At 61.8% G+C, this 20,915-nt stretch carries 15 protein-coding genes; 12 read left to right on the top strand and 3 right to left on the bottom strand.

Annotated features, from left to right (window positions below; translation table 11 throughout):
* Positions 1-123: 123 nt before the first annotated feature.
* From HX873_RS07050 to HX873_RS07035, 4 genes are all read left to right on the top strand, one after another.
* Positions 124-1,449, top strand: a complete 1,326-nt coding sequence (locus tag HX873_RS07050) for an APC family permease (RefSeq protein WP_003216451.1) — start codon at positions 124-126, stop codon at positions 1,447-1,449.
* A 100-nt stretch (positions 1,450-1,549) separates the two neighbouring features.
* Positions 1,550-1,822, top strand: a complete 273-nt coding sequence (locus tag HX873_RS07045) for a type B 50S ribosomal protein L31 (RefSeq protein WP_177122514.1) — start codon at positions 1,550-1,552, stop codon at positions 1,820-1,822.
* Between the two features lie 182 nt (positions 1,823-2,004).
* A complete protein-coding gene (locus tag HX873_RS07040; RefSeq protein WP_177122513.1) occupies positions 2,005-3,351 on the top strand; it encodes an HD domain-containing phosphohydrolase in 1,347 nt (448 codons plus the stop codon).
* 48 nt (positions 3,352-3,399) lie between these two features.
* Positions 3,400-3,810 (top strand): NUDIX domain-containing protein, encoded by a 411-nt coding sequence (locus HX873_RS07035; protein WP_177036176.1) that lies wholly within the window; start codon positions 3,400-3,402, stop codon positions 3,808-3,810.
* A 48-nt stretch (positions 3,811-3,858) separates the two neighbouring features.
* Here HX873_RS07035 and metR read toward each other — a convergent pair whose 3' ends face one another.
* Together metR and HX873_RS07025 are read right to left on the bottom strand one after the other, a co-directional pair.
* Positions 3,859-4,776, bottom strand: a complete 918-nt coding sequence (gene metR / locus HX873_RS07030; RefSeq protein ID WP_003216460.1) for a transcriptional regulator MetR — start codon at positions 4,774-4,776, stop codon at positions 3,859-3,861.
* Between the two features lie 96 nt (positions 4,777-4,872).
* Complete coding sequence (locus HX873_RS07025) at positions 4,873-10,449, bottom strand: dermonecrotic toxin domain-containing protein (RefSeq protein ID WP_177122512.1); 5,577 nt, start codon at positions 10,447-10,449, stop codon at positions 4,873-4,875.
* 203 nt (positions 10,450-10,652) lie between these two features.
* Between HX873_RS07025 and HX873_RS07020 the strand changes: the two genes are divergently transcribed.
* Positions 10,653-11,672 carry an alpha/beta fold hydrolase gene (locus HX873_RS07020; RefSeq protein ID WP_177122511.1) on the top strand — a complete coding sequence of 340 codons (1,020 nt, stop codon included), beginning with the start codon at positions 10,653-10,655 and terminating at the stop codon, positions 11,670-11,672.
* Positions 11,673-11,734: 62 nt separating this feature from the next.
* Positions 11,735-12,388 carry a DsbA family oxidoreductase gene (locus HX873_RS07015; protein ID WP_003216466.1) on the top strand — a complete coding sequence of 218 codons (654 nt, stop codon included), beginning with the start codon at positions 11,735-11,737 and terminating at the stop codon, positions 12,386-12,388.
* A gap of 203 nt (positions 12,389-12,591) precedes the next feature.
* Here the strand turns inward: HX873_RS07015 and HX873_RS07010 are convergent, their stop codons facing one another.
* Complete coding sequence (locus HX873_RS07010; protein ID WP_177122510.1) at positions 12,592-13,362, bottom strand: MipA/OmpV family protein; 771 nt, start codon at positions 13,360-13,362, stop codon at positions 12,592-12,594.
* Positions 13,363-13,591: 229 nt separating this feature from the next.
* Here HX873_RS07010 and HX873_RS07005 point away from each other — a divergent pair, with 229 nt between their 5' ends.
* The 6 genes from HX873_RS07005 to HX873_RS06980 are packed head-to-tail and all read left to right on the top strand — an operon-like array spanning position 13,592 to position 20,852.
* Positions 13,592-14,296 (top strand): MtnX-like HAD-IB family phosphatase, encoded by a 705-nt coding sequence (locus HX873_RS07005; protein ID WP_177020513.1) that lies wholly within the window; start codon positions 13,592-13,594, stop codon positions 14,294-14,296.
* Positions 14,289-15,683, top strand: a complete 1,395-nt coding sequence (locus tag HX873_RS07000; protein WP_003216473.1) for an aspartate aminotransferase family protein — start codon at positions 14,289-14,291, stop codon at positions 15,681-15,683. The genes HX873_RS07005 and HX873_RS07000 overlap by 8 nt, the downstream gene beginning before the upstream one ends.
* Positions 15,680-16,546: a carboxylesterase gene (locus HX873_RS06995; protein ID WP_003216475.1), complete on the top strand. Its 867-nt coding sequence runs from the start codon at positions 15,680-15,682 to the stop codon at positions 16,544-16,546. The genes HX873_RS07000 and HX873_RS06995 overlap by 4 nt, the downstream gene beginning before the upstream one ends.
* Before the next feature lie 16 nt (positions 16,547-16,562).
* Positions 16,563-17,687, top strand: coding sequence for a GNAT family N-acetyltransferase (locus HX873_RS06990; protein WP_177122509.1), 1,125 nt, complete (start codon positions 16,563-16,565; stop codon positions 17,685-17,687).
* On the top strand, positions 17,687-19,465 hold the full coding sequence (locus tag HX873_RS06985) for a HAMP domain-containing sensor histidine kinase (protein WP_102369840.1): 1,779 nt from the start codon (positions 17,687-17,689) through the stop codon (positions 19,463-19,465). The genes HX873_RS06990 and HX873_RS06985 overlap by 1 nt, the downstream gene beginning before the upstream one ends.
* Positions 19,455-20,852: a sigma-54 dependent transcriptional regulator gene (locus tag HX873_RS06980; protein WP_003216481.1), complete on the top strand. Its 1,398-nt coding sequence runs from the start codon at positions 19,455-19,457 to the stop codon at positions 20,850-20,852. Before HX873_RS06985 ends, HX873_RS06980 begins: the two co-directional genes overlap by 11 nt.
* Positions 20,853-20,915: the final 63 nt, after the last annotated feature.

Raw genomic sequence — 20,915 nt, 5'->3', positions numbered from 1 at the left:
ACAAGCCCCCTCGCCACAGAAGCTGCATTTCACCAAAAAGCTGCTTCAACCATAAAAATTATTGCGTTCGCTGCACCGACTTCAGTTCTGCCATAAATCTAATAATTGCGCGGAGAATCGCTCATGGCTCGTTTGCAACGCACCCTGTCGTTAGGGTCGGTGGTGCTGTTTGGCATCGCCTATATGACACCGATCATTGTCCTGGGCACCTTCGGTATCCTGGCGCAATCCACCGCCGGCATGGTCCCGGCCGCTTACCTGGCCGCCCTGGTGGCGATGTTCTTCACCGCCATGAGCTACGGCCGCATGGCCTCGGCGTTCCCGGTGGCCGGGTCCGCCTACAGCTATGTGCGCAAGGCCATCAGCCCCAAGCTTGGGTTTATCGCCGGTTGGGCGGTGTTGCTCGACTACCTGTTCCTGCCCATGGCCATCTGGCTGATCGGCGCGGCCTACCTGCATTCGGCTTTCCCGGCCGTGCCGCAATGGGTCTGGGTACTGGCGTTTATCGGGGTCACCAGTGTGATCAACATCATCGGCCTGAAACTCGCCAACGGCATCAACGCCTTGCTGATGCTGGTGCAGTTCCTGGTGCTGGTCGCCTTCGTCGCGCTGTGCATCCACTACATCGGCGGTGATGCGAGCAAGCCGCTGTGGACCATCACCCCGTTCTTCAACGGCCAGATGCAAATGCCGTTGATCATGAGCGGTGCGGCGATCGCCTGCTATTCGTTCCTGGGCTTTGACGCGGTCAGCACCCTGACCGAAGAAACCCGCGACCCGCGCCGCACGATTCCCCGGGCGATCATGCTGATCACCCTGATCGGCGGGCTGATCTTCGTCGGTGTGTCGTACTTCGTGCAGATCGCCCACCCATCGTTCGAGTTCACCGACGTGGATTCTGCCGCCTACGAGATTGCCCGCAACATTGGCGGCGACCTGTTTGTGTCGATCTTCCTGATCGGCCTGATCGTCGGCCAGTTCGCCTCGGGGCTGTCGGCGCAGGCCAGCGGTTCGCGGTTGCTGTTTGCGATGGGGCGCGACGGGGTGTTGCCCAAGTCGTTCTTCGGTACTTTGCACGCGCGCTTCGGTACGCCGGTCAACAGCATCCTGCTGTGCGCGGTGGTTGCGTTACTGGCGTTGAGACTGGACGTCACCACCTCCACCTCGTTCATCAACTTCGGTGCGTTCCTGGCTTTCAGCCTGGTGAACCTGTCGGTGATCTTCCACTACTGGATCGGTGCCAAGCAGCGCGGTTTGCGGGAGTTGGTGCTGTTCCTGGTGTTCCCGACCATCGGCCTGGTGGCGGATTTGTGGTTGATGGTCAGCCTTGATCACCTGGCGATTTACCTGGGCCTGAGCTGGTTGGCGATTGGCCTGGTGTACCTGGGTTTCCTGACGCGGGGCTTCTCCCGGCAGCCCCCGGAAATGGACTTCCAGGAAGCCGCATAGAAGCTCGGGGTCTATTCTTATTGCAATCGGTTCTCGTTTGGGTGCATCATTTGTGTTACTGTATAACACTTGATGTTCACCCAGACGCCCCGGAGGCCTTATGAAACCTGGTATCCACCCCGACTACCGCACCGTGTTGTTCCATGACACCGCCGCCGACGTTTTCTTCCTGATCGGTTCCACCGTGGAAACGGACCGTACGCAACAACACAGCGACGGCAACACCTATCCCTACGTGCTCCTGGACGTGTCCAGTGCCTCGCACCCGGTGTACACCGGCCAACAGCGCAAGACCCAGTCCGAAGGCCGCATCGCCGGCTTCAACAAGCGATTTGCATCGTTTGGTTCGGCCGGTAAAACCTCCGAGGCGTGATGCACCGCGCGTTACCTCAGGGCCGCTTCATTCAATGAAGTGGCCCTTTTTTATGCCCATCTGACGAAGTGATGTCGCAAGGCCATCACTGCAAAGAAAAACCGACTAAACTGCTGGGTAATGGCCAGGAGGCTGTTACCTTGACCGTAGGACACGCACATCGACGCTATACGAGGTGCCCCATGGGAGAGTCAGTGAACTTCGCAAATCCCGACCGCCCGGTGGTGCTGTTGATTGACGCACACCCGGACGTGCTGGACCGCCTGACGCAGTTGCTGCGCCTGGAACCCTTTGAATTATGCAGCGCCACCGACGCCGCTCACGCGCTGGCGATTCTGGCGCAGCAACCCGTCGACCTGGTGATGAGTGCCGCGCGCCTGCCGGACATGGACGGCGCCACCCTGCTTGCGCAGATCCACCATGATTACCCGCACACCGTGCGCATCCTGCTGACCGGTGAAACCGACCTGACGCTGATCATCAAGGCCATCAACGAAGGGCAGATCTACCGCTACCTGAGCAAACCCTGGAAAGACGAAGAACTGCTGCTGGCGTTGCGGCAATCCCTGGCCCATCAACACTCCGAGCGTGAGCGCCTGCGCCTGGAGCAATTGACCCGCCAGCAGAACGACGAACTCAAGCAACTCAACGCCAGCCTGGAAAAACGCGTGGCCTCACGCACCAGCGAGCTGCAGCAAACCGCTGACATGCTCGACCTGGCCTACGAAGAACTCAAACACAGCTACGCCACCGGCACCGAAGTGTTTTCGCTGCTGGCCAACCTGCGCTTGCCCCGAGCCAAGCAAACCAACCGGCAGATCATCGAGCTGGTGCGCACCTGGTGCCACGGCCGCGGCCTGGATGAGGCCAGCAATCGCGACCTGACCATGGCCGCCGCGCTCTACAACATCGGCAAGTTGAGTTGGAGCGACAACATGATGGTCTCTCCCAGCGACCTGCTGCACAGCACCTACCGTGAGCGGTACCGGGCGTATCCGGCCCAGAGCGAATCGTTGCTGATGACCCTGGAACCGATGAAAGACGCGGCACGCTTGATCCGCCATCACCAGGAACGCTGGGACGGCAGCGGCTTTCCCGACCACCTCAAGGGCGAAGCAATACCTGTAGGTTCGCGCCTGTTGAAACTGGCGGTGGACTTCATCGAACTGCAACGCGGCTTGATCCTCGAACGGCAGATGAACAGCGACGAAGCGCTGCTCTACATCCGCAAATACGCCGGGCGCCTTTACGACCCGGACATGGTCGAGGACTTCGTCCAGGCGTGCGCCGCGTTCCTCAGCGACGTGACCCTGGGCGACCCGTCGGTGAAGGTCCTGACCACCCGCGAACTGGCCGAAGGCATGGTGCTGGCGCGCAACCTCAACGCCGACAACGGCATGCTGCTGCTCAACGCCGGCAAGGTGTTGAACCTGCCGCTGGTGGACAAGCTGATTGCGTTCGAGGCCATGGAAGGGGCGAAGTACAGCGTGTTCATCAAGGAGCCGGATGAGGCACTGCTTTCGGGGTGAGACCGGTTCATGGGATCCTTGCGCCTTTGTATTCAAGGCGACCTTTTCATGACCTCCACCATTCGCATCGCCGCCGCCCTGCTGATCGGCAGCGACGGCCAGACCCTGCTGGTACGCAAGCGCGGCACCCAGGCCTTCATGCAGCCGGGCGGCAAGATCGATGCCGGCGAGCAACCCGCAGAGGCTTTGGCCCGTGAGCTGCACGAAGAACTGGGCCTGCGAGTTGATCCGGCGGCGGCTGTGTACCTTGGGCAGTTCTCGGCGCCGGCGGCGAATGAGCCGGGGTTTGTGGTGCAGGCCGATTTGTTCCAGGTGCACATCGACGTGGCGGTGATGCCGGCTGCCGAGATTGAAGAGGTGTGCTGGATCGACCCGGCGGGCGACGGCGGTTTGCAGCTTGCGCCGCTGACCCGGGATTTGATTCTGCCGTTCTACCGCGCCTCTCTGATCCCTGCCTGATCTTGTGGCGAGGGAGCAAGCTCCCTCGCCACAGGTATCCGCTACAGGTCAGCGAACGGCGCTGACGCCGTCCAGGGTCGAAAACGAGGTGTCCTTGGCCGTCAGCAGAAAATCACGCATGTACGGCGCGTCCAGCATGTCGGCGCGAATCCCGGCGTACAGCGTGGCAAACAAACCTTTCTCCCCCAGCCGCTTGGCCTTCACATACCCCCGGGAGCTGTATTCATGCAGCGCCCAATGGGGCATGCCGCACACGCCGCGACCGCTGGCCACCAACTGCATCATCATCACCGTCAGTTCCGAGGTGCGCACCTGGGCCGGTTCTACATCCGCCGGTTCCAGGAAGCGGGTGAAGATGTCCAGGCGATCCCGCTCCACCGGGTAGGTGATCAGGGTTTCGCTGATCAGGTCTTCGGGCACGATGTACGGCTTGTTCGCCAGCGGGTGCTGGTTGGCCACGGCGAGCATGGCTTCGTAGGTGAACAGCGGTACATAGGTGATGCCCGGCAGCTCCAGCGGATCCGAGGTCACCACCAGGTCCAGGTCGCCACGGGCCAGGGCCGGCAGCGGCGCGAAGGCGAAGCCGGAGGCCAGGTCCAGCTCGACTTCCGGCCAGGCATCGCGGAACTGGTCGATGGTCGGCATCAACCACTGGAAGCAACTGTGGCACTCGATGGCCATGTGCAAACGCCCGGCCGTGCCGCCGGCCAGGCGCGCGATGTCGCGTTCGGCACCGCGCAGCAAGGGCAGGGTGGCGTCCGCCAGTTGCAGCAGGCGCAGGCCGGCGCTGGTGAAGCGCAGCGGCTTGGTCTTGCGCACGAATAACTGCATGCCCATGCGCTCTTCCAGTTCCTTGAACTGGTGGGAGAGTGCTGATTGCGTCAGGTGCAGGCGCTCAGCGGCCTCCACCAGGCTGTCGGCTTCGCGCAAGGCGTGCAGGGTCTTGAGATGGCGGATTTCGAGCACGGGGTCTCCATGAATATAACTTGTGACAAATTCGGATCGGTTGAGTTTGTCTCATGTTGATAGGCCTGTCGACCGTCGTGCTCAAGTCCCGCCGCCTCACACCCCGGCAAAGTGCCGGGTGGCCAGCGCTCGCCCGATATTGCCGCGCCAGATAGGGTCCACCGCGGCCCCGGCTTGCGCCTGGGCGACTTGCCATTGCAGGCCCAGGTTGCGCTGCTCGGGAATCTTCAAGTGGGCCTTGATGAACTCGTCGAACTGCGCCCCGGCCTTGTCGTAGTGAAAGTGTGCGTACCACAGGGTGGCGGGCGGCGTTTGTGTCAGGTCCTGAACCACGTATTCCTGAAGATAATCCGCCCGTCCTTTCTTGCCTTCATTGAGGTTGCGGGCCGGTTCGCCCTTGCGAATCTCCACCACCCGTTGTTCGCGAAGGTAGTCCAGATAGCCTTCGGTGGGGGTTTTGCTGGCGAGGGTCTGGCGGATTCGCAGGTTGCGGCCCTTGATGGTCAGCTCCATGGCCTTGGCCCGCAGTTGGCGCACGAGGTCCTCGGTAGGGTCCAGGCGTTCCAGGCGATTGGCCCGCAGGTTCAACTCGGCCGCTTCACTGACCAGCAGGTGCTCCAGGTCCACCGGCAGCATTTTTTGCTCGGTGTAGGCGGTGGCGCGGCTTTCGTACAGCGCGACGTTGTCCAGGCGAGCCCTGGCTTCGCTCACCACGAACGGCTTGACGTTAGACTCCGGCGGCGCGGGTTCCGAGGCGGCATTGTCCTTGAGCCGGGACTTGCCGCCGGGGCCCTTCACCCAGGTCTCGACGCGCCCGCTGGCGCTCTCAACCTGGTAAGTGGTGGCTTGGGTTTGTGGGTCGATGCTCTCGGTGCCCACCAGGGAAATATTGTCCTCGGTGTCGAATACCCGCCGCACGGGTTGCCCGGCCGGTGGGCGGCTTGCCGGCGACTCCTTGATGGCCCGGCGGGCGAGTTCGATCATCTGGTCAATGTCGACGAAAAACGCACTGAGTTGCGCCTGGTCGAAATGCTGCGGGTAACCGAGGTTCCAGGTGCGGATGGTCAGCCGGAATTGTTCATAGGCCTGTATGCAGTCTTCCAGCACCTTGCGCCGCTGTGTGATGTTGGCAGTGGCGTTGGGCAGTTCAAAATGCGAAGCCCATGCGCGGTTGACTTTGGCGTAGCTGTCCCGGGCCTGGGCCCGCAAGTAGAACCAAGACAGCTCGGCAACTTCGGGGTAAGTCTCAAGGGTATCGAAGCGGTGTAAAAATTTCAGGTGCGTGCGGTAGCTGTCATTGAGCGTACGTCGGAATTGCTCCAGCATCGGGCTTAGCCGGGTACGGTGGACGGCATCGGTAACCTGATCGAACCAGCGGTTGAACTGGGAAAAGTCGGCATCGATCCGGTCCAGGTCACGCAGAATCTCGCTGCTGATCCTTTTACGCTGCCGCAGGATCTCCAGCATGGCGGGAACGATTGCCAAGGTGTCGAAAACCTCGGGGGAGATAGCGGTCATGTTATGGGTTCCAAGCTCCAGGACCCGTGCCTCGATCTGCTTGAAGTGATAGCGCGCCCGGTTCAGGGTGGTCAGGGTCAGGCGCGCCGCATTGCGGCTCATGTCCTCTCTGATCGCGCGCTGGCGGTTGCCGCTGGTAAAGGGCACGAACTCCGTCAGTTCCTGATACTGGCGGCTGTACAGCTCGATGTCCTGCTCGAAGGCTCTGCGGATCGCCGGGCCTGCGCTGTCGGTGCGGGCCATCAGTTCTTCGGTTCGGTTAATGGAGAGCGCAATCAGGTCTTCGCGGCTGTTGATACTGTTGGCCAGCGCCTGTTGGCGGCGCAGGGCGCGGTCGGTCCACCAGCGTGGCAAGTAATCACGGATCGACTGGGGCCAGATCGGATCAAGCACTTCGGCCATATGCCCGAGCACGCTGCCGCCACCCGCCAGGCCGCCCTTGAATGCGCTGCCGTAGACGCCGTAGTGAGTGTCCCATTCGCCGTTTTCATCCAGGGCAATCGGCTGCTTGTAGGTTTTGCTGCGGGTCGGGCTCAGGCGCCAGTCCAGGGGATCGCCGGCCAGCTCAACCTGATAGATGCGCCCGCGCCGCATGATAAAGTCGCCTTCGGTATGCCGGTACACATTGCGATAAAAACCGTGGGTCTGCGGTTGCAGCCCGGCCAGCGAGATCACTCCTTCATATTCATAACCGGCGAAACGCTGTGCCGCCCGCCGAGCCTGGGTGACCGAGGGCAGGTGCAGGCTGGCGGCGCTGCTGGCCAGATGGCGCAATTGACGCTGGCGCGTGGCGGCGCGGGCGTTGACCGGCAGGGCGAGGCTGCCCGGCAGAATGTCCATGGCGCAGTCGATCAGCGACAACAGCACCGCCTCGACCTCGGCCAGGCCATGGCCGACGTTCCCGCGCAGGAACGCAGCAGTGGCCAGGTTGGCACTGGACCAGGCGTCATACAACGCGACGACCGAACCCACGAAAGGCACCAGCCCCAGGGCGATTTTCAGGTAGTTGAAGATCAGCCCGGCGCGCAGCGCATTCTGCTCCAGCAACAAGGCCGCGTTGGAGCGCGAGGTCGCGCGGTGCGCTTCTATGACGCGGCCCATATGGGCGTTCAGCAAATGGGCGGCCAGCGAGGTGGTGGCCGGCCACGGGGTTCCGACGGCAAAGACCGGATCAAAATTCCGTTGCTGGGCCTGAGCGATCCGGGCGAGGTGGGCGGCGGTGTCGCCCTTGATGGCCAGGCCGGCCAGGTAGGCGCTCATGCCGCTGACCAGGCTGAGGTCGTAGAGCGCCTTGCGGGCCAGTTCCAGGCTCGCGTAGCGCCGCAGGTCCTGGTTGTCCGGGCTGTTCGGCAGGTACAGCAGGGTCAGGCCGGAGACTTGTTCCTGAATAAACGTGACCCCTGACAGGGTGGTCGGACCGAAGTCGGTATCTTCACCGCCCGCACTCAGCGTGGCCGGCAACAGCACGATTTTCTTGTCTTCCACCTGCCAGGCATCCGCGTTGTCGGCGTCGATGGCGATGTTCAGCAGCCGCAGATCGTTGTCGTCGAATCGCCCCAGGGCCCGGGCGCGTTTGCCCTGCAGCATGAGCATCAGGCGCAGCGGCTCGGTCAGGCATTCGCGACGGTGCTGCGTGGTGAAAGGCGCCGCCGCGGGATCACCGAGGAAGGTGCGGGTGATCAAGCTTTCGTAGGCTCCGGCGAGGTCCAGCTCCTTGACCAGGGTCTTCAGGTATTCCAGGGACAGGCCGGTGGTCAGCCGGGTGGTTTCAGGGGCATTGGGGCCGGAGACATCGAGCTTCATGTAGGTCAGGCGCTGGGCCAGCGTCGGGTCGATGTTTTGCTGGGCCAGTTGCAACAATGACAGGGTGCTGCGGCGGGTACTGGGCACCGTCACATACTTGAGCGGTGTACCCGGGCCCGCGTATTCGGACAGGTATTCGCGCTCCTGGCTGACCGTATCGGGCAGGTCCAGTTGCACCGACCAGGTGTGTTCAAGCTGGAAGTCTTCGCGCAGGCGTTGGTCCAGGCGGCGCTGGCCGAAGTCGTCGAAGGGTTCCAGCTCGCGCTCGAGCAGTCGCTGCGAGCGATGCAGGGCGCTGATCTGCGCGTGTATCAGGTGCTTGAGCGCCAGGCGTTCATCTGCCGGCAACTGGCTCAACTCCCCAGGCAGTGCCCCGGCCAGGGTGCTGCTGCGTTGTTGCTCGAGCAGTTGTCCATACGCCAGTTCCCGCGCCGGGCACACCGGGGTTTGCAGGGTAAACAGGGTTTGCTCTTTGAGTCTGTCCAGGCCTTCGGTTCGCTCCTGGCCGAACGGAGGCACCGGGAAGAGGGAGATCAGCGCATACGCCTGTTGTTCGCTGGCGTACAGCTGCTGTTGCAACGAGTATTCAATCGGGTCGCCGGTGAGCAGCGACAATTGCAGGGTGACGTCCTGCGCTTCGCTCGACAGCTTGAACAGCGAGTGTTCCAGGGCTTGGCGGGATTCGAAACGCTGCAGGCCCCCTGCATTGCCGGGCCAGTACAGCAACAGGCTGTGGGGCGCCGAAGAGGTCAGCGCGCTGGTCTGGGTGATGAGCAACAGGCCTGTCAGTTCCTCGGAACCTTCCCTTGGGTCACGGCTGGAGAGGATCAGGCGGGTCACCGCGACAGCCGGGCGGCGTTCCGGGGCCGCGGGGTGTTCCGTGACGGCCAGGAGCAGGCCGTGTTCTTCATCGCTGATCTGCTGGAGCGCATGCTGGATGGCGCCCTCGGCGCGCAGGGCGGCGAGCCGCGCCTGGTAGAGCGCGTCATAGTCCGGATTGGGTTTTTGCCGCAGCTCAAGTTGATCGAGGGCAGCTTTTTTGGCCAGCAGGCCGCTGGCGGCATCATTGCCAGCCTGCTCTGCGTCTTTCAGCGCTTGCATCAAACCCTTCAACTGCACCAGCCGGGCGGTTTGCTCAGGGCCATCGCCCAGGAAGCGTTCCAGTGCGCTGCGTTGCAGCCTGATCGCGGCCCAGCGCTGGCCCAGGGCAATGTCGGCGCTGAGGTGGCCGAAGGGCAAGGCAGGAGGCAGGTCGTCAGCGTCCGGGCCGGGCGTAGCTGCCGGTTGATGCGGTGCGATAAGCATCGGGATTTCCCGGCGCTGGCTGTCCAGGCGGTCGGCATCATCCAGGGCATGGCTGGCGTAACGGGCCAGGTCACTGCCATTGCGATGACGGTTGCGCAGGCTTTCCAGCTGAGCCGCGTGCAGGTGCGACAGCAGGTCCAGAATGCCGTGCTCCAGGGGTTCGGTGCGCGAGCTGTATTCGACGGTGACAGCGTCAGCCGCGACGTCCGGCGGGATCAGTTGCTGATGCGCTGCGACCAGCCACTGTTCCATGTCGCGGCGTTGGCTGAAGACCATCACGCCGGGTTGCCGGCAGGGCAGGTACAGGGTTTGTGTCAACAGCGGCTCCTGGCCCACGGAGATGACCCAGGCGCCAGCCAATTTGACCTTGCTCTGGTCGGGCAGCAGCAACGCCAGCTGGCAGGTCTCGACGGGGCGTACGCCATTGGGGGTGGTGACCGGGTTGAGCACTGTCTGCAACGAGATCAGTTGTTGGGCACCCAGCCTTCCCTGGGCATAGGCCGATTGCCCGCAGGCCTCGAAATGCTGGCAGTACAGTTGTGCCGCCCGCTCGCGACGGGACAACGGCGTACCCGGCGCCCGGGTACTCCAATAGTTTTCCCAGCGGGCGCTGAGCAGTTTCCCCAGGCCCAGTGCCTGGAGCCGCTTGAGCAATTGCACGGGCGTGAGGGCTGACAGGCGGTGGGACGCCAGGCCGACCACGGTGCTGCGGGCATCCAGGGTGGGGGAGATGTCTGGAAACTGGCAGATAAAGCCCCAGGCATCCGCCAGGCTGACGAAGTGCTCGTCGTGATCTTCGGTCTTGAGAAATCCCAGGCCGACCGGTGCGGCGCCCAGTTGCCAATGCTCTGTGAGCAGTTGTTCGATGGAGTCGCGCACGCCGGGTGCCTGGGCAATCAGTTGATGCAGCTCCTGTTGGCTTTCGCGCCAGCGCGCTGAGGCTTGCAGGGACAGGCTCTGGTCCTGGAGGCGGGCCTGGCCTGGAAGCGACGGTGAGGCGAAGTCGCTCAGGGTGGCAGACGGGGGAAGTAGGGTGAGGTCACTCATGATGGTGTGTTCATGCTCTGGTGAGACCGGGCTTGCCGGTGAATGCACCATTAAAAAGGCGGGGCCAGTGCGTGAGGTGATAGATAGATACGCGGATGACCGTTGGGCGCCCTTCATCAAACTGTCACTGAATTGTGGCAGCGCGCTTGTACAAAGTTCATCAGACTCGCGCTCTACTGGGGTTCTGCGTTTCGGTGTTTTTCATGCGCGTGTTGTTTTTCATGGCCGCTCTGTTATTCGGCCTGCCGTCCTTTGCGGCTTCTCGATGTGATGTGAATGTCCCGACTGAACGGGTTGATCTGGAACAGGTGAGCCTGGCCTACCAGAGCATTGGTCGTGCCTCCGACCCGGCCTTGCTGCTGGTGATGGGGCTGGGCGGGCAGTTGATCCACTGGCCGGACGAAGTGGTGGTGGCCCTGTGTGAGCAGGGCTTTCGGGTGATTCGTTATGACAACCGTGATGTGGGGCTGTCCACCTGGCGCCAGGCACCGGCCAGCGCCAACCTGACCTTTGAAGTGCTGCGCTACAAGCTCGGTCTGCCGGTGGCGGCGCCCTACACCCTGACCGACATGGCGGACGACGCACTGGGCTTGATGGACGGCTTGCACATCCAGCAATTCCACGTGCTGGGCGCGAGCATGGGCGGCATGATCGCCCAGCACCTGGCGGCCATGGCGCCGCAACGGGTGGAAAGCCTGACGCTGATCATGACCAGCTCCGGCGCCGAAGGCCTGCCGGCACCGAGTGCGGCGCTGGTGCAACTGTTGTCGCGCCGCAGCGCGCCCAATCGTGAAGTGGCCCTGGAACAACAGGCCGACCTGCTGGCGGCGCTGGGCAGTCCTTATGTGAAGGATGATCGCAAGGTGCTGTTGCAGCAGGCGGCGCAGTCGTACGACCGGGCGTTCAACCCTGACGGTGTGAAGCGCCAGATCATGGCGATCCTTGCCGAACCGAGCCGGGTGCCGTTGCTCAATCAACTGCGGGTGCCGACGCTGGTGGTGCATGGCACGGCCGATCCATTGTTGCCGGTGATGCATGGGGTGCACCTGGCGGCGCATATCCACGGCAGCCAGCTGCGGCTGATTCCGGGGCTGGCGCATCGTTTCCAGGAGGCGTTCAAGGCGCCGTTGCTGGCGGCGGTCTTGCCCTACTTGCAAGCGCATCGGCAGGATGCGGCGCATTGGGCGCAGATCGACCCGGTGGTGCCTGCGAAGGTTTTGTAAGGGCTTGACGGGGTGTATCGTGGGACCTTTCCGGCGTTTAATGCCAGCGAGGTTGCCTAGTCATGAGTACTCCCCTGAAAATCGATTTCGTCAGCGACGTGTCGTGTCCCTGGTGCATCATTGGCCTGCGTGGCTTGACCGAGGCCCTGGACCAACTGGGTCCGGAGGTGCAGGCCGAGATTCATTTCCAGCCGTTTGAGCTGAACCCCAACATGGCTGCCGAAGGGCAGAACATTACCGAGCACATCACTGAAAAGTACGGTTCCACGGCTGAGCAGTCCCAGGCTAACCGGGCGCGGATTCGTGATATGGGTGCGGAGTTGGGGTTTGCGTTTCGTACGGACGGGCAGAGTCGTATCTACAACACGTTTGATGCGCATCGTCTGTTGCATTGGGCGGGGCTTGAGGGGTTGCAGTACAACCTCAAGGAAGCATTGTTCAAGGCGTATTTCACTGACCAGCAGGATCCGTCTGATCACGGGACGTTGGCGGGGATTGCCGAGGGTGTTGGGCTGGACCGTGTGCGGGCAGAGGAAATTCTGGCTTCGGACGAATATGCCGCCGAGGTGCGGGAGCAGGAGCAGTTGTGGGTATCTCGCGGGGTGACTTCTGTGCCTACCATCGTGTTCAACGATCAGTACGCGGTGAGTGGTGGGCAGCCGGCTGAGGCGTTTGTCGGGGCGATTCGGCAGATTATCAGTGAGGCCAAGGGCTGAATGGGGCTGTCAGATAAAAATCAAAAGCAGCCGACCTGAGTGTTAGAAGCAAAAGCAGAGCCGCTTTATGTGGGAGCGGGCTTGCTCGCGAAGAACCAGAGGGCGCCGTGTTGAATCAGGAGGCCCGAGTCATCGTTAACGACCTTCGCGAGCAAGCCCGCTCCCACATTTGGAGCGTGCCCGCCTTTGATTTTGCTGTTGCTTCAATCAAGCTTATAGCTGATGGCCGTCTGCACCTGCCCCTGATTCACATCCCCGGTCTCCTTGACGATGCTGCTATTGGCCGCTGACCCCACCAGGTGTATCCAACTGGCACTGGTCAACAGCGACCACTTCGCATCCAAAGGAAACTCAAAACTCTGCGTCAACGTCAGGTTCTGAAACCCGGCACTGGCGTTATACGGCCGAAACCCGGAGGCCGCAGCCTCATTGGCATCCACCCCGAAAAACGTCTGCGCCTGGCGGGCATCGGCAAAGTGCGCCATCAAGCCGGTGCTGCCGATAATGCCGCTCCCCAACGGATAACCCAACTCGCCGCCGAGCTTGCCCACCACGCCGCTTTGATCACGCGCCCCGCCCACGGCCTGGCCCACCTGTGCATACACCCGCCAGAAATCAGCCGGAGCGTATTGGATGAAACCGCCGATCTCGGCCATGTCCGAAACATCGCGTAACCCACGCAACGAGCCATTGGCCGTGCGCCCCGGCAGGTAATTGATATAGGGCCCCGCGGTAAAACCGTTGGTATTGAGCGCACTCCAGGTCAGCCCATCGTCGGTACCCAGGCTGACACTCCCCCAATCCAGGTCGAAATAAGGGATCGGCCGCGTTTCGTAGCGGCTGCCCGTCGGATCGTGGGGCTGATAGCTGACGCCTGCGCCGGCTTCACCGGTAATTCCGTCCGCCAGCGCAGCGCCGCAAACGCCCCACAGCCCCAGCAAGCCGGTGAATACAGCAAAAGTAACCCTGGACATGGAGCCATTTCCTTTTGTGAACATGCGCGCATGAACGCGCAAACGCCCTGCCTTAGGCAAGCACTCATCTAGGTTGTAGCAAGCTACAAAAATTGTAGCAAGTTCCGACACAACCACACGCCGATACCCGCCAAACCCTTTGAAAACAGGGGTTGGTGGCACTTGGCACACTCCATGCTCTATCCCCTGCAAGCGCAACAGCGCGTTCCTACTTCATAGGTAAATGCAGATGATCCACTGGCATATCGTGTGTGACTTCGACGGGACTATCACCCCTACCGACGTCATCGACAACGTCCTCCAACGCTTCGCCGGCCCCGAGTGGGAAACCATCGAGCAGGAATGGCTGGATGGGCACATCGGTTCGCGCGAATGCCTGAGCCGTCAACTGGCGCTGATCAAGGCGACCCCGGCCGAGTTGCTGGCGTATTTTGACAGCGTCGAGATCGACCCGGACTTCCCGGACTTCGTCGACCACGTCATGGGCCTGGGCGCTTCCATTGAAGTGGTCAGCGATGGCATCGAACAAGGCATCGCGCGGATTCTCTCGCGCAACTACGTGACCTTGCTGCCGATCCTCGCCAACCGCCTGCGCCAGGTCGACCAGAACAGCTGGCGCATCGACTTCCCGTATGCCAGCGACGCCTGCCGTGCCGCCTCCGGCAACTGCAAGTGCAAGTCCACGCCGCGCAACAAGCGCGTGCTGGTGATCGGCGACGGCAAGTCCGACATGTGCGTGGCCTCCACCGCCGACTTCGTCTTCGCCAAGGCCAGCCTGGCCGACTACTGCGAAGCCAACAACATCCCTTACGCGCGGTTCGACACCTTCGCCGAACTGCCGGCATTGCTGGCCAAGCTGCCTCAGGGCATCGCCGCCAACGCCACCTCCTTCAGCACCTCTTCCGACAATCAGGAACTCTTCCACCATGTCTGATATCCGCATCGCTACCGCAGAAGACCAGGTTCTTCTGGATAAAGAAGCCAAGTACTGCTCCTACGGCGACACCGTTCACTACATCGACCCGCCGCGCATTTTCAGCCGCTGCGAAGGCTCCTACGTGTGGGACACCGAAGACCAGGCTTACCTTGACCTGCAAATGTGGTACTCGGCCGTTAACTTCGGTTACGCCAACCCGCGCCTGAACAACGCGCTGAAACAGCAGATCGACACCCTCCCGCAAATCGCCAGCCAGTACCTGCACAAAGGCAAGATCGAGCTGTCGGAAATGATCGCAGTCGACGCCAAGAAAAAATTCGGCCTCGACGGTCGTGTGCACTTCAACGTGGGCGGTTCGCAGTCCATCGAAGACTCCCTGAAAGTGGTGCGTAACGCCACTAACGGCAAGAGCCTGATGTTCGCCTTCGAAGGCGGCTACCACGGCCGTACCCTTGGCGCTTCGTCGATCACTTCGAGCTACCGCTACCGTCGTCGCTATGGCCACTTCGGCGAGCGCGCCAACTTCATCCCGTTCCCGTACCACTTCCGCGGCCCTAAAGGCATGACCAAGGAAGAATACGGCAGCCACTGCGTGCAGCAGTTCGCCCGTCTGTTCGAAACCGAATACAACGGTGTGTGGGACCCGAAAGTCGGCCAGAGCGAATACGCCGCCTTCTACGTCGAGCCGATCCAGGGCACCGGCGGCTACGTGATCCCGCCGATGAACTTCTACAGCGAGCTCAAGCAGGTCCTCGACCAGCACGGCATCCTGATGGTTGTCGACGAAATCCAGATGGGCTTCTGGCGTACCGGCAAGCTGTGGTCGATCGAACACTTCGACGTCAAGCCGGACGTGATCGTCTTCGGCAAGGCATTGACCAACGGCCTGAACCCGCTGGGCGGCATCTGGGCCAAGGAAGAGTTGATCAACCCTAAGATCTTCCCGCCAGGCTCCACTCACTCCACCTTCGCGTCCAACCCGTTGGGCACCGCGGTAGGCCTGGAAATGTTCAAGATGACCAGCGAAGTCGACTACGGCGCAATGGTCATGGCCAAAGGCAAATACTTCCTGGCCGGCCTGCAAGAGCTGCAAAAACGCTTCCCGATCATCGGCGACGTCGACGGCCTGGGCCTGGCCCTGCGCTGCGAAATCTGCGGCCCGGACGGCTTCACTCCGGACAAGGCGACCCTGGACTACATGGTCGAGGAAGGCATGAAGGGCGACATGGTGGTTGACGGTCAGAAACTCGGCCTGATCCTCGACGTGGGCGGCTACTACAAGAACGTGATCACCCTGGCACCGTCGCTGGAAATCAGCTACCCGGAAATCGACCTGGGCCTGAAGCTGCTCGAGCAACTGCTTGTGCGAGCGACCAAACGGTGAGCAGCCACGAGATCGACCTCGGTGAAGGTGATGCCGGCTTCGTTCTCGGTAGCGGTCCGATTGGGATCCTGTTGATCCACGGCCTGACGGGCACCCCGACGGAACTCCGTCGGGTGGCCCAGGGGTTGGCCAAGGTCGGTAACTGCACGGTGTACGTGCCGACCCTGGCCGGCCACTGCGGGGACAACAGCGACCTGCAAGCCACCGGCTGGCAGGACTGGTACGAAGGCGTGCGCAAGACCTTCGTCGCGGTGAAACAGCGTCACGAGCAGGTATTCGTCGGCGGCTTGTCGATGGGCGCGGTGATGTCGATGTACGTGGCGTCGCAGTTCCCCGGCCAGGTTGCCGGCTTGCTGATGTACTCCACGACGTTGAAGTACGACGGCTGGAGCATCAACAAGATGGCGTTCATCACGCCCTTGCTGATCCGTATTCCCTTCGGTGTGCGCCTGTTCCGCTTTACTGAAAAGCCGCCCTACGGCATCAAGAACGAGCGCCTGCGGGCGATCGTCGAGCGGCAGATGAAGGAAGGGGAGAGCAGCGAGGCGGGTCTCTTGACCATGGAGGGCGTCACGGTGCGCGAGTTGCACTGGATGAATGCCGTGGTGAAGAAGCTCATGCCATCGATCAAGACCCCGGCCCTGGTGCTGCATTCCATCGAGGATGACATCACCAGCCGTTGGAACGCCGATTACGTGGAGCGCCATCTCGGCGGCCCCGTGACCAAGATCCTGCTGGACAACTGCTACCACATGATCACCGTCGACCTGCAATACCGTCGGGTGATCGAGTTGAGTGCCGAGTTTGTCGGGCAGCACGCACACGCCACAGAGGCACCTGAAGATTATCGACAGCTGGCTTGAACCCTAAGGATTTGACGTGATCACCGCCCAAGCCTTTTCGACCATTCGGGCCATCGAACGCAGTGCCTGGAACGACTGTTTTCCCGATGCCCTGGAGGATTGGGACTATTACGTGGCCGTGGAAAACGCCGCTATTGATGACTTTCAGTGGCGCTACCTCGCGGTGTTTGACGATGCAAGGCTGGTGGCGGTCGCGCCGGCGTTCATCACGCGGTATCGCCTGGACACCACCGTGTCAGGCGTAGGCAAGCGCTTTACCGAGCGCCTGGAGCGACTGTGGCCGGGTGTTTTGAAGTTGGGCCTGTATGCCATCGGCTCGCCGGTGGCGGAGCAGTGCAATGCGGGCATCGCCAGCCACGTTGCCGAATCAGGGCGCGAGGCTCTGCTTGCGCAATTGCTCGCTGCCGCGCGCCAGGATGCCGATACGTTCGGCGTCGGGCTGGTGGCGGTCAAGGATGCACCGACCAGGGACGAAGGCTGGTCAAACAGCTGCCTAGGCGCGGGTTTCCAGAGCATGCCCAGCCTGCCAACGGCCTTGTTGCCGATCCCTTTTGGTTCAGTGGACGCCTACCTCGGTTCCCTGGACAAAGCCACCCGCAAGGACCTGCGCCGCAAACTGCGTGCGCCGGGGCCGCGTGTCGAGTGGCGACGCAACATCGACGACGTACTGCCGCGCATCATGGCGCTGTATGAGGCCACCCTGGAACGCTCCGACCTGCAGTTCGAGCGACTGCCGGCGGGCTATTTCACCGGTATCCTTGAACAGCTGCAGGAACGTGCGGTCTGTGTGCTTTATTGGGTGGACGAGCAACTGGTGGCGTTCAACCTGATCCTGTTGAACCAGGATCGCCTGATTGACAAGTTTTTCGGCGAAGACAGTAACTACAGTCGCGAATACAGCCTGGCGGTGCGCAGTTGGTTAACCAACATCGACTACTGTATTCGCAACGATATTGCGTTATATGAATGTGGTCAGGCCGGCTATGCCAGCAAGTTGCTGCTGGGCTGCGAGTTCCAGGGCAACAGCATGTTTTTCCGCCACCGTAACTGGCTGGTCAACCGTGCGCTGTTCGTTGCAAAAGTGTTTCTCCGACCGGATCGATCCGACCCTGCCATGGCTGCTGCGATAAGCGAAACCTGATGATCAACAAGACCCGCCAAAAAGCCCGCCCCTTTGCCATTTCGCGTTGGAGCGTCCAGCGCAAGCTGGTGTTGGCGTTCTGGCTGGTGACGGTGATCCCGACGATGATCGCGGCGGAGCTGGCCGCGACGACGCTGTCGCAGATCTTCGACAGTAACGTGCGTATCTGGCTGCAGGAGTCGACCAAGATCGTCAAGGACGAGATCGGCGACATCCTCCACGACAACGCCCGGGTCGCCCAACTGTTCCTGCGCTACACCAAGCCGCCGTCGTCGCGCCAGGCCGAGAAACACGACAAGCTGACCGCTGATATTGCCGCCGCCACCGACATCGACGTGGTCGCGCTGATCCGCAGCAGTGACCACAAAATCGTGTTTACCACCGCCGCCGACGACATCGTCAAGCAAATCAACCTGGCCAGTAATGCGGTGTTGCAGACGGTCGAAGTGGGTGGCGTGACCACCGGGGTTGTGGTGTCCACCTTCGAGACCAGCGAGGACGGCGTCGATTATCAACTGCTGGTGGCCACTTATCTGGACAGCAGTTTCCTGACCAGCGTGGCCGATGTGCATTCCCTCGACCTGCGCTTGTACCTGGCCAACCCCAGCGGGTTTTCGGAGATTTTCTCCACCCAGCGCTTTGTCGATCACCCCGCGCGGATTCCTTCGAGTATCGAATCTGCGCTGCGCAGCACCAAGCAGCCCAGCGAACAGTTCACCAACAACTACAGCGGTTTGTACTGGCCGATCTTCAACGATGCCGGCGAGCTGCAAGGGGTGATCTTCAGTGGCTTGTTGCGCCATACCAGCCTGGTGGGCCTGGTGAACCAGAGCAATCTGTTCGTGTTGATCTTCCTGCTCAGCTCGGCGTTGTCCCTTGGTGCGGGCATGCTGGTGTCCCAGCGCCTGACCCGGCCATTGCGGGATCTGTCCGAAGGCGTCAGCGCGGTGATCTCGGGTAACTATCAGCACCGTGTGGCGGTCAGCGGCGGCGACGAGCTGGCGCAACTGAGCAGCACCTTCAACCACATGACCGAGCGCCTCGGTGAGTTGCATCACCTGGAAGCGCAACTGCGCCGCCGCGACCGCCTGCATGCACTGGGCGAAGTCGCGATGGGCCTGGCCCATGAAATTCGCAACCCGCTGGGCATTATCAAGACCGCCACCCAGTTGCTGCACCGCCGCGCCGATTTGCCGGAAACCGACAAGCGTCACCTCGAATACGTGATCAGCGAAGTCAGCCGGATCAACGACCTGATCACCGAATTCCTCGACTTCGCCAAACCCAGTGCACCGCTGCGCACCGTGCAGGCGGCACGCCCGGTGGTGGAGGAGATCCTCGGCTTCTGCGGGCCTGAGCTTGCGACCCATAACATCGACGCGCAAATTGATGATGCGGCTCCCGGCGCGACGATTTATGCCGATGCCAAGCAGCTCAAGCAGGCGTGCCTGAACCTGATTCTCAACGCCATCGACGCCATGCCCGGAGGCGGGCGCCTGACCCTGGGCATCCACAGCGTGGGCGGCAATACGGTGATCAGCATCGGCGATACCGGCGAGGGCATTGCGCCGGACATGATCGAGCGGATCTTCACACCATTCGTCACCACCAAGGCCTCGGGCACGGGCTTGGGTCTGGCCAAAGTGTTCTCGATCATGGAAAGTCATGACGGCAGCATCGAATGTGTCAGCGAGACAGATGCCGGCGCCACCTTCAGCCTGTACATTCCGGCCCAGGGTGCAGACGACGGCGATGATGAGGATGGTGATGACGCATAACGTATTGGTAGTTGACGACGAACCCAAGCTCTGTGACTTGCTTTCGTCGGCCTTGAGCCAGAGCGGGATCCAGGTGTTTACCGCCGGCAACGGCCTGCACGCGCTCAAGGTGCTGGAGCAGGAAGACATCGACCTGGTGATCAGCGACTGGCGCATGCCCGGCATGGACGGGCCGGCGCTGCTGGCGGAAATCAAGGTGCGCTACCCGCAACTGCCGGTGATCGTGATGACCGCCTACAGCACCGTGAAGAACGCGGTGCAGTCGATGCGCAACGGCGCCTACGACTATATCGCCAAGCCCTTCGATATCGACGAGCTGGACATCACGGTGGCGAAGGCCCTGCAGTTTCGCGACATCATGCGCGACAACGCGCGCATGCGTGCCGAGTTGGATGAACATGCGCAGTTCGACAGCCTGGTGGGCGACAGCCCGGCGTTTCGCCGCGTGCTGCACGCCGTGGACTCGGTGCGCGACAGCAACGCTACGGTGCTGCTGACGGGCGAAAGCGGCACCGGCAAGGAGATGGTCGCCCGCGCCATTCACAAGCACGGCAACCGCGCCGACAAGCCGTTTGTGGCGGTCAACTGCGCGGCAATCCCCGAAGGTTTGCTGGAAAGCGAGATGTTCGGCCACCGCAAGGGCGCCTTCACTGGCGCCGTGGCGGATCGGGTCGGGCGCTTCATGCAGGCCGACAAGGGCACGTTGTTTCTCGATGAAGTGGGTGACATGCCGTTGGCGTTGCAGGCGAAAATCCTGCGGGCCTTGCAGGAGCGGGTGATCGAGCCGGTGGGTGACCCGCGCGAGCGCAAGGTGGATGTGCGAGTGATCGCTGCCACCAACAAGAATTTGCTGGATGCGGTGGCGAACAAAGAGTTTCGTGAAGACCTTTACTACCGCTTGAACGTATTTCCGATTCCGCTGCCGGCCTTGCGTGAGCGGGTGGAAGATATCGCGCCGCTGGCCCGGCACTTTGCCCAGACCTTGAGTGCCACGGCGGGCAAACGCATCACCGGTTTCAGCCCCGAGGCGTTGCAGGCCATGGCGGCGTATTCCTGGCCGGGCAATATTCGTGAGCTGCAGAACTGTGTGGAGCGGGCGACCATTGTCGCGGCGACGCCGGTGATCGAGGATATTGATTTGCCGGCGTATCTGTTTGCTTCGACGCCTGCTGAGGATGGGGTGGGCGCGATACTCAGCAACGGGCCGGGTGTGCCGCAGGATCTGGATGCGGCGCTGGCTGAGGTGGAGAAGGCTTACATCATGGCTGCGTTGCAGGAGAGCAACGGGGTGCAGGCTGCGGCGGCGCAGAAGATCGGGATTTCCGAGCGCAGTTTTTGGTATCGGTTGAAGAAGCTGGGGATTCAGGTGGACAAGATTGTTCGCTAGGGGGCGCTGAGCGTTTTTGGGGGGGAGTACATATCCGTTATTTAGGTAACGGCGACTTATGGT

The organism is Pseudomonas sp. P7758 (genome assembly GCF_013386485.1).
GTDB lineage: Bacteria > Pseudomonadota > Gammaproteobacteria > Pseudomonadales > Pseudomonadaceae > Aquipseudomonas.
The sequence above is the reverse complement of the archived record's forward strand: the minus strand, read 5'-3'. Positions and strand labels throughout refer to the sequence as shown.